General features: G+C 50.5%; 3 protein-coding genes. 2 read left to right on the top strand and 1 reads right to left on the bottom strand.

The window, feature by feature from the left end; genetic code table 11:
* Nucleotides 1-20: 20 nt before the first annotated feature.
* Both KMZ15_RS06615 and KMZ15_RS06610 read left to right on the top strand, forming a co-directional pair.
* Complete coding sequence (locus KMZ15_RS06615) at nucleotides 21-17312, top strand: non-ribosomal peptide synthetase (protein WP_223691870.1); 17292 nt, start codon at nucleotides 21-23, stop codon at nucleotides 17310-17312.
* Between the two features lie 113 nt (nucleotides 17313-17425).
* Nucleotides 17426-17635 carry a hypothetical protein gene (locus KMZ15_RS06610; RefSeq protein ID WP_223691868.1) on the top strand — a complete coding sequence of 70 codons (210 nt, stop codon included), beginning with the start codon at nucleotides 17426-17428 and terminating at the stop codon, nucleotides 17633-17635.
* Nucleotides 17636-17648: 13 nt separating this feature from the next.
* On the opposite strand, the gene KMZ15_RS06605 is transcribed toward KMZ15_RS06610, so the two are convergent.
* Entirely contained in the window at nucleotides 17649-19328 is a 1680-nt protein-coding gene (locus KMZ15_RS06605; protein ID WP_223691866.1) for an IS1634 family transposase, read from the bottom strand.
* Nucleotides 19329-19993 lie beyond the last annotated feature (665 nt).

Below are 19993 nucleotides of genomic sequence, written 5' to 3'. Positions count from 1 at the left end.
TTATTTAAAAGGAGGTCAGAATGTTCATTAGAAATGTAACTGGTCAGTTGCCTATAAATCAGCAAACTCTGGATAAAACTCAAGCGCAGCAGGATGATGCGAATGAAGCTTCATGCAAAGAACTGGAGATTCTTGATAACTCTTTAGTAGATCCTAAGGCGCCAGCTTCTCAAGCTAAGCTTCAGCCCGGAAAATGTCTACCCGAGCAGATGACCAGCCAAGCTCCTAAAAGCAGAGAAATACTTGAGATGGTGGCGTTGCACGAAACGTTCTGGCGAAACCGGCTGCTAGCCTACCAATCCGATAGCCCTACGCTCAAAGCTTTAGCGCACTCACTAAGCCAGCATCGAGAAGTCGCTACTCCACCAAATCTAATTACGGCCGATACCACGACTTTGACGCCAGAGATGCTGCCACTGATTGATCTCAGTCAGACTGATATTGATCGGATTATTGAAAAGACACCAAGTGGCGTGTCCAACATCCAAGATATTTATGCGCTGTCTCCATTACAGGAGGGGATTTTATTCCATCATTTAGCGGTGACAGAAGGCGACCCTTATTTGCTCATTGACCAACTGGCGTTTGACAGTCGAGCCTTGCTTGATGGTTATCTGGATGCGGTGCAACAGGTAGTGAAGCGACATGATATTTTGCGCACAGCTTTTGTTTGGGAGCAGCTGTCTACACCCGCTCAGGTTGTCTGGCGTGATGCACCGCTGTCAATTGAAACCCTTTCTTTGAATTCAGCGAATGGACCGATTGCACAGCAGTTGCTGCAGCATTTTGATCCTCGTCAGTATCGGATAGATTTGACGCAAGCGCCATTATTGCGCTTTGCGATTGCCCAAAATGATGACGGGCGCTGGTTGCTGGTTCAGCTAATGCACCATCTGATTGGAGATCATACTGCCATCGAGATAATGAATGCTGAAGTGCGGACTTTGATGAAGGAACAAAAAGATGCCTTGTCTCCTCCCCAGCCATTCCGCGACTTGGTGGCGCAGGCGCGCTTAGGAGCGAGCCAAGAGGCGCATGAGCGCTTTTTTACAGAGATGCTGGCTGAGGTGGATGAGCCTACATTGCCTTTTGGCCTGAGCGGCGTTCATCGTGATGGTTCTCAAGTTACCGAATCCCGCCGTATGCTGCCGCAGGAGCTGAATAATCGACTGCGTGTCCAAGCTAAACGACTGAGTGTGAGTTTGGCAAGTTTATGTCATTTAGCCTGGGCGCAGGTGCTTGCGCGAACCAGTGGGCAACAGCAGGTGGTATTCGGTACGGTGTTATTAGGCCGCATGCAAGGTGGCGCAGATCGGGCGCTGGGGCTGTTTATGAATACGCTGCCGTTGCGCATTGACCTGGATCAAATGGATGTTGAGAGCAGTGTACGTGATACCCACGCACAGCTTGCCGCTTTACTCGAACATGAACATGCGCCGCTTGCCTTAGCGCAACGCTGCAGCAGTGTGCCAGCAGGTACGCCCCTTTTTAGTGCGTTATTAAACTATCGACACAAGGCGGTAGAGAGTGACCAGAATCAAATTTTCCCAGGCATTGAATGGCTGCATAAAGAAGAGCGCACCAACTATCCATTTGCACTATCAGTAGAGGATTCTGGCACGAGGCTTGGTCTGACTACTCAGGTGGCGCTACCAATCGAGTCGGTTCGGGTATGTGGCTATATGCAAGAGGCGCTGCAAAGTTTGGTTGAAGCGTTAGAGCATAAGCCTAAGCTGCCAGTTCACCAACTGGAAGTGCTCCCCGTTGACGAACGAGAGCTTCTGTTGCAGACATGGAATTCGGTAGCAACGCCTTATCCAGCACACCAATGCATGCACCAATTGTTTGAAGCGCAAGTTGCGCGTACGCCAGAAGCCATAGTGCTTGTTTACGAAGATCAAAAATTTAGCTATGCAGAACTGAATGCACGGGCCAATCGCCTTGCCCATCAACTCATCGAATTAGGTGTTCAACCAGATGTGCGGGTTGCTCTCTGTGTGAAGCGTTCACCGGCATTACTGATTGGTTTACTCGCTATCCTCAAGGCAGGCGGTGTCTATGTACCACTGGACCCGACATATCCGAGTGAACGCCTCACGTATATCTTGGCCGATGTGGCGCCTACGCTGTTTCTTGCCGATGCGACTGGACGCGCCGCCTTGGGGGAAGCTGCACTGGCTGGGCAGACTGTACTTGATCCAAGTCAAGAACCACTGTTCCCGGCCACTAACCCCTACGTTGCTGGCTTAACCTCGTGTCATCTGGCCTATGTGATCTATACCTCCGGTTCCACTGGTGCGCCTAAAGGAGTGATGGTCGAACATCGGAGCGTAAGCCATTTTATGCAGGCACAGCAGGCTTATTTAGACATTCAGCCAACCAGTCGAGTATTACAGTTTGTCTCGATTAGTTTTGATGTCAGCGTTTCAGAAATTATGACTTTAGCTTATGGCGCAAGTCTATATCTACCACCTGATAACGTGAGGCTTGATCGCTACAAATTATGGGAATATTTGGAAAAAAATGCGATCACACATGCCAGCTTGCCACCTGCCTTGTTGCAGGATGGACATGGTCTGCCTCACTTAAGCTTACCGCTGAAATTGCTTTTAGGTGGCGAAGCGCCCAGCCCAAGGTTATTGCAAAATCTTACGCCCCAATGCATGCTTTTTAATGTGTATGGCCCAACCGAGACTACGGTCTGGTCTACCGTTTGGCATTGTCCACGTGATTTCAATGGCGAAGCTGTCTCGATTGGTCGGCCACTTGCGAACATCCAGTTTTATCTGCTGAATAAGTACGGCCAGCCTGTGCCATTGGGCGCAGTAGGGGAAATATGCATTGGTGGCGCGGGTGTTACGCGGGGTTACTTAAATCAGCCTGAGCTTACGGATAGACGTTTTATTGCAGATCCATTCAGCAAAGATAAAAATGCCCGTTTGTATAAAACGGGCGACTTAGCTCGCTACTTGCCCGATGGCAATCTGGAATTTCTGGGTCGTAACGACTTCCAAGTCAAAATCCGCGGTTTTCGTATTGAGCTTGGTGAAATCGAAGTGCGCCTGGTTGAACATCCGCAGGTACGCGAAGCAGCGGTGCTTGCACTGGGGGAAGGGAACGATAAGCGTCTTGTCGCGTATGTGGTGGCCGAGCCAGATGAGCATCTAGCGCAAGCGTTGCGCACCCATCTCGCAGCGAGATTACCTGAGTATATGGTACCGGCTGCTTTTGTGCATTTGGAGGCGTTCCCGCTTACGCCCAACGGTAAGCTCAATCGCAAAGCGTTGCCTGCTCCAGATGAAAAAGCCTTTGCTCATCAGGCGTACGAAGCGCCACAAGGTGAAACCGAGCATACACTCGCTGCAATTTGGAGTGAGTTGCTTAGAGTCGAACGTATCGGCCGCCACGACAACTTCTTCGCACTCGGTGGCCATTCGCTGTTGGCGGTGCAAATGATCGAACGCTTGCGGCATCTTGGCTCAACGCTCTCAGCACATGCTTTATTTGGTACTCATACATTGAGCACGCTAGCTCGATCTTTAGGGCAACACCAGGAAGTCATGGTGCCGCCGAACCTAATTACAGCTGATGCCATCAAAATCACGCCAGAGATGCTGCCACTGATTGATCTCAGTCAGACTGATATTGATCGGATTGTTGAAAAGACACCAGGTGGCGTGTCCAACATCCAAGATATTTATGCACTGTCTCCCTTACAGGAGGGGATTTTATTCCATCATTTAGCGGTGACAGAAGGCGACCCTTATTTGCTCATTGACCAACTGGCGTTTGATAGTCGAACCTTGCTTGATGGCTATCTGGATGCGGTGCGACAGGTAGTGGAGCGCCATGATGTTTTGCGCACAGCTTTTGTTTGGGAGCAGCTGTCTACACCCGCTCAGATTGTCCGGCGTGATGCACCGCTATCAATTGAAACACTTTCTTTGGATTCAGCGAATGGGCCCATTGCGCAGCAGTTGCTGCAGCATTTTGATCCTCGTCGGTATCGGATGGATTTGACGCAAGCGCCATTATTGCGCTTTGCGATTGCCCAAAATGATGACGGGCGCTGGTTGCTGGTTCAGCTAATGCACCATCTGATTGGAGATCATACTGCCACCGAGATAATGAATGCTGAAGTGCGGACTTTGATGAAGGAGCAAAAAGATGCCTTGTCTCCTCCCCAGCCATTCCGCGACTTGGTGGCGCAGGCGCGCTTAGGAGCGAGCCAAGAGGCGCATGAGCACTTTTTTACAGAGATGCTGGCTGAGGTGGATGAGCCTACATTGCCTTTTGGCCTGAGCGGCGTTCATCGTGATGGTTCTCAAGTTACCGAATCCCGCCGTATGCTGCCGCAGGAGCTGAATAATCGACTGCGTGTCCAAGCTAAACGACTGAGTGTGGGTTTGGCAAGTTTATGTCATTTAGCCTGGGCGCAGGTGCTTGCGCGAACCAGTGGGCAACAGCGGGTGGTATTCGGTACGGTGTTATTAGGCCGCATGCAAGGTGGCGCGGATCGGGCACTGGGGCTATTTATGAATACGCTGCCGTTGCGCATTGACCTGGATCAAATGGATGTTGAGAGCAGTGTACGTGATACCCACGCACAGCTTGCCGCTTTACTCGAACATGAACATGCGTCGCTCGCCTTAGCACAACGCTGCAGTAGTGTGCCAGCAGGTACGCCCCTTTTTAGTGCGTTATTAAACTATCGACACAATACGGCAGAGAGGGACAAGAATCGAATTTTCCCAGGCATTGAATGGCTGCATGAAGAAGAGCGCACCAACTATCCATTTGTGCTGTCGGTGGATGATTCCATCGCAGACCTTGGTTTAACTGCTCAAGTGGTGCACCCATTTGATCCGGTGCAGATATGCGGCTATATGCAGCAGACATTGCAAAGCCTAGTTGAAGCGCTAGAACGTATGCCTAAGATGCCAGTTCACCAACTGGAAGTGCTCCCTGTTGACGAACGGGAGCTTCTGTTGCAGACATGGAATTCGGTAGTAACGCCTTATCCAGCACATCAATGCATGCACCAATTGTTTGAAGAGCAAGTTGAGCGTACGCCAGAGGCTATAGCGCTGGTGTACGAAGAGCAAGAATTCAGTTACGCAGAACTCAACGCACAGGCAAATCGCGTTGCCCATCAGCTCATCAAATTGGGCGTGCAGCCTGATACACGTGTAGCCATCTGTATGGATCGCTCACCGGCATTGGTGGTGGGACTGTTGGCGATCTTGAAGGCAGGTGGTGCTTATGTGCCGCTCGATCCGGCGTATTCGAGCGAGCGCCTGACACATATTCTGACAGATGCTGCACCCGCTATTTTACTAGCCGATACGGCAGGACGTGCTGCCTTAGGCGAATCGGAGTTGACTTCGCTTACCGTGCTTGACCCCAATAGCTTGCCGCCATTGCCAAGCACGAATCCAAAGATTTCTACGCTGAGCCCACATCATCTTGCGTACATTATTTACACCTCCGGCTCCACAGGTTTGCCTAAAGGGGTGATGGTGGAGCACGCGCAAATTACGCGTCTATTCGATGCTACTGCAGACTGGTATCAATTTAACCAGCACGATGTCTGGTGCTTATTCCATTCGTTCGCTTTTGATGTTTCTGTCTGGGAGCTTTGGGGCGCGTTGCGCCATGGCGGCAAGCTCGTTATTGTGCCGCATCACATTGCTCGTTCACCGCAGGATTTTTATCACTTGCTGTGTAAACAAGGTGTAACGGTCTTGAATCAGACCCCTAGTGCATTTAAACCATTGATTGATTGTCACGCACAAAGTAAATTAAGTGACCGTTTACGGTATGTCATATTTGCTGGGGAGGCGCTTGAGCCTGCTGTTTTACAAACATGGTATGCCGTGCATGCTGAACATTCTCCTCAATTGGTGAATATGTATGGCACCACAGAAACGACCGTGCATGCGACTTACCGGCTGATGCAGCAAAAAGATAGCCACCAAATAGGTAGCCCAGTTGGGAAGCGGATTCCAGATCTTAAAATTTATTTGCTCGATGCCAATCGTCAGCCGGTGCCATTGGGCGCAATAGGGGAGATATACATTGGTGGCGCGGGTGTGGCGCGAGGTTATTTGAATCGACCTAAGCTTTCGGCCGAACGTTTTGTTGCTGATCCATTCAGCAAAGATAAAAATGCACGTCTGTATAGAACGGGCGACTTAGCTCGCTACTTGCCCGATGGCGAGCTGGAATTTCTTGGTCGCAACGACTTCCAAGTCAAAATCCGCGGTTTTCGTATTGAGCTTGGTGAGATCGAAGCACGCCTGGCTGACCATCCGCAGGTGCGCGAAGCAGCGGTGCTTGCACTGGGGGAAGGGAGTGATAAGCGTCTTGTCGCATATGTGGTGGCCAAGCCGAATGAGCATCTCGCGCAAGCGTTGCGCACCCATCTCGCAGCGAGATTACCTGAGTATATGGTACCGGCTGCTTTTGTGCGTTTGGAGGCATTCCCGCTTACGCCCAACGGTAAACTCGATCGCAAAGCATTGCCTGCACCGGATGTAGAAGCCCTAGCCCGCCAGACGTACGAAGTGCCGCAAGGAGAAATCGAGCAAATACTTGCTGCAATCTGGACTGAATTGCTCGGTGTCGAGCGTATTAGTCGCCACGACAACTTCTTCGCGCTCGGTGGCCATTCGCTGTTGGCGGTGCAGATGATTGAGCGCTTGCGGCGTGCCGGCTTAACGCTTTCGGTACGCACTTTATTTGATAAGCCTACGCTAAGTATACTGGCTCAATCTTTAGGGCAGCACCAGGAAATTGTCGTACCGCCTAATCTTATTACTCGCGATACGATAGCGCTTAAACCAGAGCTACTGCCATTGATTCAACTGACGCAAACGGATATTGACGGTATTGTTGAACAAACCCCGGGGGGCGTGTCCAACATTCAAGATATTTATGCGCTGTCTCCCTTACAAGATGGGATTTTATTCCACCATTTAATGGCAACAGAAGGGGACCCTTACTTACTCCTCGATCAGCTGGCGTTTGCCAGTCGAGCCTTGCTTGATCGTTACCTGGATGCGGTGCAACAGGTAGTGAAGCGCCATGATATTTTGCGCACAGCTTTTGTTTGGGAGCAGCTGTCTACACCAGCTCAGGTTGTCTGGCGTGATGCCCCGCTGTCAATTGAAACACTTTCTTTGGATTCAGCGAATGGACCGATTGCACAGCAGTTGCTGCAGCATTTTGATCCTCGTCGATATCGGATGGATTTGACGCAAGCGCCATTATTGCGTTTTGCGATTGCCCAGGATGACGATGGGCGCTGGTTACTCGTCCAACTAATGCACCATCTGATTGGCGATCATTCAACTCTCGAAGTAATGGGTTCTGAAGTGCAGGCTTGGCTCAAAGGTCAAGGCAGCACATTGTCTCCTGCTCAGTCATTCCGCAATCTGATTGCGCAGGTGCGTTTAGGGGTGAGCCAGGAAGCGCATGAGCGCTTTTTTAGGGAAATGCTGAGCGAGGTGGATGAACCGACGTTACCCTTTGGCTTAACCGAGGTTCATCGCGATGGCTCTCAAATCACAGAATCGTATCGCATGTTGCCGCAGGATCTGAATGATCGTCTGCGTACGCAAGCGAAGCGGCTGAACGTGAGCTTGGCGAGCTTATGTCATTTGGCATGGGCGCAGGTGCTGGCGCGAACCAGTGGGCAACAGCAGGTGGTATTTGGTACGGTACTCTTTGGTCGCATGCAAGGTGGAATGGGGGCTGACCAAGCAATGGGGCTGTTCATCAATACGCTGCCACTGCGTATTGACTTGGATGAGACGGAAGTAGAGGAGAGCGTAGGCCATGTCCACGCTCGGCTGGCTGCATTGCTCGAGCATGAACATGCGTCGCTTGCCTTAGCGCAACGCTGCAGTAGTGTGCCAGCAGGTACGCCCCTTTTTAGTGCGTTATTAAACTATCGACACAATGCGGCAGAGAGGGACAAGAATCAAATTTTTCCAGGCATTGAATGGCTGCATGAAGAAGAGCGCACCAACTATCCATTTGTGCTGTCGGTGGATGATTCCATCGCCGACCTTGGTTTAACTGCTCAAGTGGTGCACCCCTTTGATCCGGTTCAGATATGCGGCTATATGCAGCAGACGTTGCAAAGCCTAGTTGAAGCGCTAGAACGTATGCCTAAGGTGCCAGTTCACCAACTAGAAGTGCTCCCTGTTGACGAACGGGAGCTTCTGTTGCAGACATGGAATTCGGTAGTAACGCCTTATCCCGCACATCAATGCATGCACCAATTGTTTGAAGCGCAAGTTGAGCGTACGCCAGAGGCTATAGCGCTGGTGTACGAAGAGCAAGAATTCAGTTACGCAGAACTCAACGCACAGGCGAATCGCGTTGCCCATCAGCTCATCAAATTGGGCGTGCAGCCTGATACACGTGTAGCCATCTGTATGGACCGCTCACCGGCATTGGTGGTGGGACTGTTGGCGATTTTGAAGGCCGGTGGTGCTTATGTGCCGCTCGATCCGGCGTATTCGAGCGAGCGCCTGACACATATTCTGACAGATGCTGCCCCCGCTATTTTACTAGCCGATACGGTAGGACGTGCTGCCTTAGGCGAATCAGAGTTGGCTTCGCTTACCGTGCTTGACCCCAATAGCTTACCGCCATTGCCAAGTACGAATCCAAAGATCTCTACGCTGAGCCCACATCATCTTGCGTATATTATTTACACCTCCGGCTCCACAGGTTTGCCTAAAGGGGTGATGGTGGAGCACGCGCAAATTACGCGTCTATTCGATGCTACTGCAGACTGGTATCAATTTAACCAGCACGATGTCTGGTGCTTATTCCATTCGTTTGCTTTCGATTTTTCTGTCTGGGAGCTTTGGGGCGCTTTGCGTCATGGCGGCAAGCTCGTTATCGTGCCGCATCACATCGCTCGTTCACCGCAGGATTTTTATCACTTGCTATGTGAACAAGGTGTAACGGTCTTGAATCAGACCCCTAGTGCATTTAAACCATTGATTGATTGTCAAGCACAAAGTAAATTAAGTGACAGCTTACGTTACGTCATATTTGGAGGCGAGGCGCTTGAGCCTACTGTTTTGCAAATGTGGTACGCCACGCGTGCTGAACATTCCCCGCAGTTGGTGAATATGTATGGCATTACAGAAACGACCGTGCATGTAACCTACCGACCCTTACAGCAAAAAGATAGTGATCAAGTGGGTAGTCCGGTTGGGAAGCGGATTCCAGATCTTAAAATTTATTTGCTCGATGCCAATCGTCAGCTGGCGCCATTGGGCGCAGTAGGGGAGTTGTATATTGGTGGCGCGGGGGTGGCGCGGGGATATCTGAATCGACCTGAGCTTACGGCTCAACGTTTTGTTGCTGATCCATTTAGCAAAGATAAAAATGCACGTCTGTATAGAACGGGTGACTTAGCTCGCTACTTGCCTGATGGCAATCTGGAATTTCTTGGTCGTAACGACTTCCAAGTCAAAATCCGCGGTTTTCGTATTGAGCTTGGTGAGATCGAAGCACGCCTGGCTGACCATCCGCAGGTGCGCGAAGCAGCAGTGCTTGCACTGGAAGAAGGGAACGATAAGCGTCTTGTCGCGTATGTGGTGGCCAAGCCGGATGAGCATCTCGCGCAAGCGTTGCGCACCCATCTCGCAGCGAGATTACCTGAGTATATGGTACCGGCTGCTTTTGTGCGTCTGGAGGCGTTCCCGCTTACACCCAACGGTAAACTCGATCGCAAAGCATTGCCTGCACCGGATGTAGAAGCCCTAGCCCGCCAGACGTACGAAGTGCCGCAAGGAGAAATCGAGCAAATGCTTGCTGCAATCTGGACTGAATTGCTCGGTGTCGAGCGTATTAGTCGCCACGACAACTTCTTCGCGCTTGGTGGCCATTCGCTGTTGGCGGTGCAAATGATTGAGCGTTTGCGGCGTGTTGGTTTAACGCTCTCAGTACGTGCTTTGTTTGATACACCTACGCTGAGTTTTCTGGCACGATCTTTGAGACAACATCAGGAAGTCGCAGTACCGCCTAATTTGATTACACCTGATACCACGGAGCTCACACCAGACCTGCTAGCATTGATTCAACTAACTCAAACTGACATTGATCATATTGTTGAGCAGACGCCAGGCGGAGTTGCAAACATCCAAGATATTTATGCGCTGTCTCCCTTACAGGATGGGATTTTACTCCACCATTTAATGGCAACAGAAGGCGACCCTTACTTGCTTATTACCCAAATGGCGTTTGACAGTCGAGCCTTGCTTGATCGTTATCTGGATGCAGTTCAACAGGTAGTGAAGCGCCATGATATTTTGCGCACCGCTTTTATCTGGGAACAGTTATCTACACCCGCTCAGGTTGTTTGGCGCGATGCTCCGCTGTCAATTGAAGAACTTTCTTTGGATTCAGCGAATGGACCTATTCCGCAGCAGCAACTGCAGTATTTTGATCCTCGTCGGTATCGGATGGATTTGACGCAAGCGCCATTACTACGTTTTGCGATTGCCCAAGATGACGATGGGCGCTGGCTGCTTGTCCAGTTGCTCCACCATCTGATCGATGATAACTCATCTATGAGGATATTGAATGCTGAAGTGCAGGCTTTGCTCAAAGGTCAAGGTAGCACATTGCCTCCTGCTCAGTCATTCCGCAATTTGATCGCGCAGGTGCGTTTAGGGGTGAGCCAGGAAGCGCATGAGCGCTTTTTTAGGGAAATGCTGGGCGAGGTGGATGAACCGACGTTACCCTTTGGCTTAGCCGAGGTTCATCGCGAAGGCTCCCAGGTTACGGAGTCGTATCGCATGTTGCCGCAGGAGCTGAATGATCGTCTGCGTATGCAAGCGAAGCGGCTGAACGTGAGCTTGGCGAGCTTATGTCATTTGGCATGGGCGCAGGTGCTGGCGCGAACCAGTGGGCAACAGCAGGTGGTATTTGGTACGGTACTCTTTGGTCGCATGCAAGGCGGAATGGGAGTTGACCAAGCAATGGGGCTGTTCATCAATACGCTGCCAATGCGTATTGACCTGGATGAGACGGAAGTAGAGGAGAGCGTACGCCATGTCCATGCTCGGCTAGCTGCGTTGCTCGAACATGAGCATGCGTCGCTCGCCTTAGCGCAACGCTGCAGTAGCGTGCCAGCAGGTACGCCACTCTTTAGCGCGTTACTCAATTACCGGTATAACGCGGTACCCTCAGACACGACGCAATTAATGCCTGGTATTGAGGAACTACATGCAGAAGACTGGGACAGCTATTCGTTGTCGCTGTCGGTGGATGACTATGGTCAGTCGTTGGGACTCACGGCGCAGATTGCGCAGCCATTCAATCCTGAGCGGCTATGTGGCTATATGCAAAAAGCGTTGGAAAGCCTGGCCGAGACATTGGAACGCGCGCCGAAAATGCCGGTACGGCAATTGGAGATTGTGCCTAATGCTGAGCAGGCATTACTGCTTCAAACGTGGAATGCGACGGCTGCACCGTATCCGAAAGATCAGTGTTTGCATCAGTTGTTTGAAGCGCAAGTGGAGCGTACACCCAACGCTATTGCATTAGCTCATGAAAATTTGACCATCAGCTATGCAGAGTTGAATGCGCAAGCGAATCGCCTCGCTCACCATTTAATAGATATTGGCGTCCGACCTGATAGTCGCGTAGCGCTGTATATCCAGCCCAGCATAGACATGGTGATGGGTCTGCTGGCTGTCCTTAAAGCGGGCGGGGCTTATGTACCGTTGGACACAAAGTATCCTGCTGAACGTTTAGCAGATATGGTGAACGATAGTGTACCAGTGGCTTTGCTAAGCATTGGTGCGCCGCACACTGTAGTTGCGCAAGGTCTAGGTGAGAAAGCTCCAGTGCTGGACTTAAGAGCGGATATGGCGCACTGGAAAGACAAGAGCAGCCATAATCCTAGCCCGCATAAATTGGGTTTGAATGCGGAGCATTTAGCCTATGTGATGTATACGTCGGGGTCTACCGGTAAACCTAAAGGGGTGATGATTCAACACCAGGGCGTGGTGAGTTTAGCGATAACGATGATTCAGCAAACTGACCTAAGCCCGCAAGACCGAGTACTGCAATTCTCTTCGCTTTCCTTTGATACTTCAGTCTCAGATATCTTTGCTACGTTGACTTGCGGCGCAACGCTGGTATTGCGCACGGATGCCTGGTTGGCGGATACCCAAGAATTCTGGCGGCTGTGCGAAGCCAACCAGATTAGCGTGATGGAGCTACCTACCCAATTCTGGGCGCAACTGGCTCAGGAAAAGGCGCCTGTCCCGCAGAAAATACGTTTAATGATGATTGGTGGGGACGCGTTGAGCGCATCAGCGCATCAGGCGTGGTTTGTCAATACAGGTCATCGACCGCGCTTATTAAATACCTACGGCCCGACTGAGACAACGGTGAACGCGACGATCCGTGAAGTCAGTGCGGATGGGAATGACTGGCGCGCGATTGGTCGACCTATTACGAATACGCGCGTGTATGTGTTGGATTCATCGATGCAGCCTACGCCATTAGGTGTCGCTGGAGAGTTATATATCGGTGGTGCTGGGGTCGCGCGCGGCTACTTGAACCGACCTGATTTGACGGCTGAACGTTTTTTATCTGATCCATTTAGTGATCAAACGGATGCCTGGATGTATAGGACAGGCGATTTGGTTCGTTATTTACCGGACGGCAACTTGGAATTCTTGGGTCGCAATGACTATCAAGTGAAGATTCGAGGGTTTCGTATTGAGTTAGGCGAAATTGAAGCGCGTCTAACTGAGCATCCGCAGGTGCGTGAAGCGGTAGTAGCCGCGCTGGGCGAAGGAAGCAACAAACGTCTCGTGGCTTATGTTGTAGCCAAACCGGATGAGCACCTTGTGCAGTCTTTGCGTACACACATTGCAGTTGCCTTACCTGAGTATATGGTACCGGCTGCTTTTGTGCGCTTGGAGACGTTCCCGCTTATGCCCAACGGTAAACTCGATCGCAAGGCATTGCCTGCCCCGGATGTAGAGGCCCTAGCCCGCCAGACGTACGAAGTGCCGCAAGGAGAAGTCGAGCAAATGCTTGCTGCAATCTGGACTAAATTGCTCGATGTCGAGCGTATTAGTCGCCACGATAACTTCTTCGCGCTCGGTGGCCATTCGCTGTTGGCGGTGCAGATGATTGAGCGCTTGCGGCGTGCCGGCTTAACGCTTTCGGTACGCACTTTATTTGATAAGCCTACGCTAAGTATACTGGCTCAATCTTTAGGGCAGCATCAGGAAATTGTCGTCCCGCCTAATCTTATTACTCGCGATACGATAGCGCTTAAACCAGAGCTACTGCCATTGATTCAACTGACGCAAACGGATATTGACGGTATTGTTGAACAAACCCCAGGGGGCGTGTCCAACATTCAAGATATTTATGCGCTGTCTCCCTTGCAGGATGGGATTTTATTCCACCATTTAATGGCAACAGAAGGGGACCCTTACTTGCTCCTCGATCAGCTGGCGTTTGCCAGTCGAGCCTTGCTTGATCGTTACCTGGATGCGGTGCAACAGGTAGTGAAGCGCCATGATATTTTGCGCACAGCTTTTGTTTGGGAGCAGCTGTCTACACCAGCTCAGGTTGTCTGGCGTGATGCCCCGCTGTCAATTGAAACACTTTCTTTGGATTCAGCGAATGGACCCATTGCACAGCAGTTGCTGCAGCATTTTGATCCTCGTCGATATCGGATGGATTTGACGCAAGCGCCATTATTGCGTTTTGCGATTGCCCAGGATGACGATGGACGCTGGTTGCTGGTCGAATCGTCGCACCATCTGATTAGCGATCATTCAACTGGCGACGTGATGGATGCTGAAGTGCGGGCTTTTGTTGAAAATCAAAGCGATGCATTGCCTGCCGCTCAGCCATTCCGTAATTTGGTCGCGCAAGCGCGCTTAGGGGTGAGTCAGGAAGCGCATGAGCGCTTTTTTAGGGAAATGCTGGGTGAGGTGGATGAACCGACGTTACCCTTTGGCTTAACCGAGGTTCATCGCGATGGCTCCCAAGTCACAGAATCGCATCGCATGTTGCCGCAAGAGTTGAATAATCGCCTGCGTATGCAAGCCAAGCGGCTAAACGTAAGCTTGGCGAGTTTATGTCATTTGGCGTGGGCGCAAGTGTTGGCGCGGACTAGCGGACAGCAGCGGGTCGTGTTCAGTACGGTATTATTTGGCCGCATGCGGGGAGGGGAAGGTGCGGATCAAGCAATGGGACTGTTCATCAACACACTGCCGTTGCGCATTGATTTGGATGAGACAGGTGTTGAGGAAAGTGTGCGCCATGTCCACGCCCGGCTAGCTGCTTTGCTTGAGCATGAGCATGCGTCACTGGCTTTAGCGCAACGCTGCAGTAATGTGCCAGCGGGTACGCCGCTTTTTAGTGCAATGCTGAACTATCGGCACAATATGATGTCGGTGGACGAGAACCAGACCATGTCCGGTGTTGAACGGTTATATGGGGAAGAGCGCACCAACTATCCATTTTTGCTATCGATAGAAGATTTCAGTACGAAGCTTGGTTTGACTGCTCAGGTGGCTCAGCCGTTTGATCCAGCTCAGGTATGCGGCTACATGCAAGAGGCGCTGTTGAGTTTAGTTAATGCGCTGGAGTATACGCCCAAGATACCCGTTCACCAGCTGGAAGTGCTTCCTGTCGAAGAGCGAAAGCTTTTACTGCAAACATGGAATGCAACAGAAACGTCTTATCCAGCACACCAGTGCATTCACCAATTATTTGAGGAGCAGGTTGAGCGCACACCAGAATCCGTAGCGCTCGTGTACGGAGATCAGCAATTTAGTTATGCCGAACTCAACGCGCAGGCTAATCGTCTTGCTTATCAACTCATCGAATGCGGAGTGCAACCTGATACACGCGTCGCACTCTGTGCGGAACGCTCACCGGCGATCGTGGTTGGCTTGCTAGCAACCCTCAAAGCCGGTGGCGTCTATGTGCCACTCGATCCGGTGTATCCGAGCGAACGCCTCGCGCATATTCTTGCTCATGCTGCGCCGAAGATATTACTCGCCGATAGGGTTGGTCGGACTGCACTAGGTGAAGAAGCGCTTGCCCCCTTGATCGTACTCGATCCGAATGAGTTGCCAAAGCTGAGTACGGCGAATCCTCATATTCCAGAACTGACCTCACGTCATTTGATCTATGTACTTTACACTTCTGGTTCTACTGGCAAGCCTAAAGGTGTGACGATGGAGCATCGGAGCATCGTGAATCTTGCTCAAGCGTCGGTTGCCAGTTTTGGTGTTCATCCATCCAGTCGGGTTTTGCAGTTTGCTTCGATTAGTTTCGATGTGAGTATCTGGGAAATGTTGGTAGCTTTAAGTTGTGGCGCAAGCTTATATTTGCCACCAGAGACTATCCGTCATGACCGGGATAAGTTGTGGGATTATTTGGCGGGACAGGCGATTACTCACGTTATCTTACCGCCTGCGCTACTTCAGGGGGGGGAAATCTTGCCTAGCTTGAGTACGCCTCTGACAATGGTTCTGACAGGGGAAGCGCCCAGCGCAACTTTGCTTCAGAACTTGAGCCGACAAGGTACCGTCTTTAATGCCTATGGTCCCACAGAGACTCATGCGGTCACTGTTTGGCCAGCCGCATCGAGTGCTCTCGACCACGGTGTGCTGTCAATTGGCCGGCCGATTGCGAATACCCGGCTCTATGTACTGGATGCGCGCGGCCAGCCGGTGCCTTTAGGGGCAGTGGGTGAGCTCTATATTGGTGGCGTGGGGGTTGCGCGTGGCTATCTGGATCAGCTTGAGTTGACTGCTGAGCGCTTTCTGCGTGATCCGTTCAGCGAGTATGAGGATGCCAGGATGTATAAAACAGGCGATTTGGTTCGTTACCTACCTGATGGCAATTTAGTGTTCCTGGGCCGCAATGATCATCAAATTAAGATTCGTGGCTTTCGGATTGAACCAGGCGAGATCGAAGCGTGTTTGGCCGAACATCCGTTGGTGCAGGAAGCGGTGGTGCTTGCAATGGGTGAAGGGAACGACAAACGTCTTGTTGCCTATGTTGTGGCGGAGCCGGACGAACAATCTGTGCAGTCTTTACGCGCACACCTTGCGGCGAACTTACCTGAGTATATGGTGCCTGCTGCCTTCGTGCGTCTTGATGCATTCCCGCTTACATCTAATGGCAAGCTCGACCGTAAAGCATTACCTGCTCCAGATGCCGAGGCCTTAGCTCGTCAAGTGTATGAGGTGCCGCAAGGTGAATTTGAATATACGCTTGCCACCATTTGGTCTGAGCTGCTTGGCGTCGAGCGCATCGGCCGTCACGACAATTTCTTCGCGCTCGGCGGCCATTCGCTACTTGCGATGCAGATGGCCGGTCGTATTCGCTCTAAGCTGGGCGTTGAAATTACTCTGCGTACTACGTTTGAGGCACCTACCATCGCAGGGCTAGCGCAACGTTTACTTGGATCAGACGGAGTCTTGGATAATAAAGATGGAATCTTGAATAACTCATTTGATGTTTTGCTCCCTCTTCAACCTAAGGGTAGCCGTTCTCCTCTTTTCTGCATCCACTCTGGCGTAGGAGTAAGCTGGGAATATATCGGCTTATCCCAATATTTGGGTGAGGAGCAACCTATTTACGGTTTGCAAGCTCGCGGTCTTGATGGCATGTCACGGTTCGCGGAAACAATAGATGAGATGGCGGCAGACTATATTAAGCAAATTCGCCAGATTCAGCCGAGTGGGCCTTACTCTCTATTAGGATGGTCTTTAGGTGGAATGGTGGCGCATTCTATGGCGACTCAACTTGAGCAACAAGGTGAAAGAGTAGCATTGCTTGCTATATGGGATGCTTATCCATCACTCTCTGGTGAGGAATGGGAGAAGCCTCAAGATTTAACAGCTTCGCGCGCGGCATATATGGAGACTTTTGAGATCTACGACGATAAAAAGATACCAAACGCCAGTGAGTATTTATGGGAGAAAATTCAACGTTGCACGGTGAACGCTAATAAAATTGTCAAGAATTTTTCCCCGCGCATTTATAGCGGCGATATGCTCTTTTTCCACGCAACCATAAAGGATAGCTTGTATGCTCCGTTACACCCCGATATGTGGAAACCTTACATTTGCGGAGAAATAAAAGTTCACAATATCAACTGTAACCACTCTGAAATGGGTGAGCCTAAAGCCATTGCTGAAATTAGTCGTCCTTTGGCTGATAAACTCAATCAACTACAGAAAAGTCAGTTGCCTCAAAATAAAGAAGAGATTTTAGATATAGAGTGAGGGCACGAAGAGCTTCAGGCTCTTCGCTGGCTGGACTGACTCAAGGCTAGGTACTGGGCTACAGGCCATTTAGCACAAGCATCAGCTAAGTTAAATGGCCTGTTGGATGAGGCATGGAATTCGAATCAGTTCCTGCTGCATTTCTGGCATTGTCGGAGTGGCTGACAGCAAGAGAACTTGCACTTCTGCATTTTGAAACGGATTCTGACTCCTACTGTGCCATCATTATCAAAGGTTCTAACGTTGCCGCGACAAAGCAACTTGCAGAAGCCGCACAACTCACTCCCTACGATCAACTTGATTTTTCTAAACGCAATTGCTAGGGCCGACATTCCGCTACTCCCTTTCCTCAATCTGATAGATTTTACAAGCGGTATCGCCAAACAACCGGATAATCTTGATTCTGACGTCATTAAGGTTGGAAACGGCTTCATGGATTAACGCGCGTTGATGATCGAAGATACGCACCAACGCAACGCCTTCCATTAACTGGAATATCCATCGCAAGGTAGGTGTACTGGTGGGTTTGCCCAGTTGATTGGGTAAGGTGTCAGCATAGGCCTCGAGCTTTGCACGCACTTGAAATTGTGCGAGGTTGTAGACCATGAGGCATAAGGTCATCACCATCATCAATGCAGCGATACGCTGTGGCGATTTTAAAAAGAGCGTATCCGCTAGGAAGTCAGGATTTTTCAAAAACCGAAAGCCATTCTCAACCGTTTGCTGAGCTTTGTAGTCGGCGAGAATGCGCTTGTCGGGGTAACCCTGCTTGTCACCCTCGTTGGTGGCCAGGATGAAACGCCCTTTAGTTTGCAGTAGCTTCTGGATCGCTTCGTCATTGCGCTGGATCTGAACCTGGATTTGATACCCCATACATTGTTTTGTTTCTCCCTTCTTGGGACGACCTGCTTTCTCATACTTTTCTACTGGCGCAACAGTCGGGGCCAAGATGAATAGCGGGTGCGACTTCTGTTCTCGCCTGAATGTTTTATGCGCGTCGGCTTCACACGCAAACAGCTCGGTGCTGAATTGTTTCATTTGTTTTTGCAGCGCTTGTTCTTGTTTGGTCAGGCGCTTTTGGAGAGACTGTGCTTCGCGTTGGTATGCCTGTTCTGAGAAGACGAGTAACCAGCGTTGTTGGATGCCGGCATAATCCATATCGAATGATGCATGTCGATAGCCGTCTTCCTGTTCACTCCAAGCTATTTCTTGCGTTGATTTGCTCACTAACTCCCGAGCTTCCAGGATTGTTTCTGGTACACGTGATACCCAAATGGTGTGCTCCATCTTTTTGAGGTTTTCAGCTGTGTAAAGCGCCGAATCGGCCACCCAACGCAGCGTACGGGTGCAATCAATTTCTTGGCGAAATGCATTGATGCGTTCTATTGTTTCTGGCAACACCGTCTTGTCTGAGGCGTTGCCATCGCAAGGCATCATCCATAACGGAATGCCTGAACCGCCTGCCACCGCCAATGACAGCACGACTTGTTTCAAATCAGGGCGATGGTCTTTGGAGTACCCATGAGTCACAGTAATTTCAACCGCCTCGCCTGCGTCCTCTCTTTGTTCGCTAACTCCCTCATCGCTTGCATATTTGCCATGCACAGAAAAACTCGTCGTATCCACATGCACCAACTCATCAAGAAGGTCATGTTCCAGTGCAATCTCAAAGGCCACTTCCCCGAATAGCTTGCTCGGCCCATACTGCGCTATCGCGTCCAATGCGTCTCCCAACGCATCATCATTCAAATGCCTGGCCTCAATCCCAGACCCTAATAAAGCTTCTAATGGTTTGCTTTCAAAAAACTGTGGCGTCAGATACAGTCGACGGTTCGTAAATCCCAGTCCATTCAGAATCATCGCAACGCAGGCTGTGCCATAGCTGACAATTCGCCCAGGGTGGCTAGTCAAATGCTTATCTATCCGCTGAGCAAGTTGCAAGTCCTGGCATTTCGATGCAACCAAGCCATGATGATCTAGTACATGTGTGATGATTGCTGGTGCACTTTGACCCATATTCCGCCCTCTGAAAAATCAAATGGCTATCTCAACATGATGTAAAGTGAAATTCAAGTTTTTTTGAAGGGGAGGTGGCGGAATGTCGGCTAGGGCGTGTATTTGAGGTTAGTTTGCCCTTGTCTTAGGGCATAGTGGCGTAGCGATGACAGAGCACTATGTGCGAAAACGAGGAGGGCTCGTTAAGCCTACAAAATAAATTTTTGTAGAACAAACCACCTTTTGTAGAACAAAATAGATAAGGCTTACATTGCTGTAAGCCTTACGATACTTGGTAGGCCGTGCTGGGTTCGAACCAGCGACCAACGGATTAAAAGTCCTGTTTTCTGTAGATGGATGAAAAAGAAAGTGTAGTAAATTCAATGACTTGCAGCAATAGCCCTCCTTTAAACCGCTGCACTTTCTTATCTATTTTGAACATTTCGCGTGTACTTTGGTCATGTTTTGGTCATAGCATGTTAGTCTCACTTTGTGGATGGGTGAAATGTCACCGGGTATCGTCACGTTGTCTGGCGACATCGCAAACTGCTGCCTCTCGATAGGCGAGCTGAATTTTCCCTCATTTGTCCCAAGTGATGACGCTTGATCATGCTCACTGATAACCAGCAGTTTCTGGTAGTACTGTGCACACGTAGCTTGGAGCGTGCGGAGTTTGTAAATGATTT

It is taken from the genome of Mycoavidus sp. HKI, from assembly GCF_020023735.2.
Lineage (GTDB): Bacteria > Pseudomonadota > Gammaproteobacteria > Burkholderiales > Burkholderiaceae > Mycoavidus.
The sequence above is the reverse complement of the archived record's forward strand: the minus strand, read 5'-3'. Positions and strand labels throughout refer to the sequence as shown.

What these genes read in the sequence shown, in the direction of transcription:
- KMZ15_RS06615 (WP_223691870.1), top strand. Translation starts at nt 21, where the DNA reads ATGTTCATTAGAAATGTAACTGGTCAGTTGCCTATAAATCAGCAAACT.
- KMZ15_RS06610 (WP_223691868.1), top strand. Translation starts at nt 17,426, where the DNA reads ATGGAATTCGAATCAGTTCCTGCTGCATTTCTGGCATTGTCGGAGTGG.
- KMZ15_RS06605 (WP_223691866.1), bottom strand. Translation starts at nt 19,328, where the DNA reads ATGGGTCAAAGTGCACCAGCAATCATCACACATGTACTAGATCATCAT.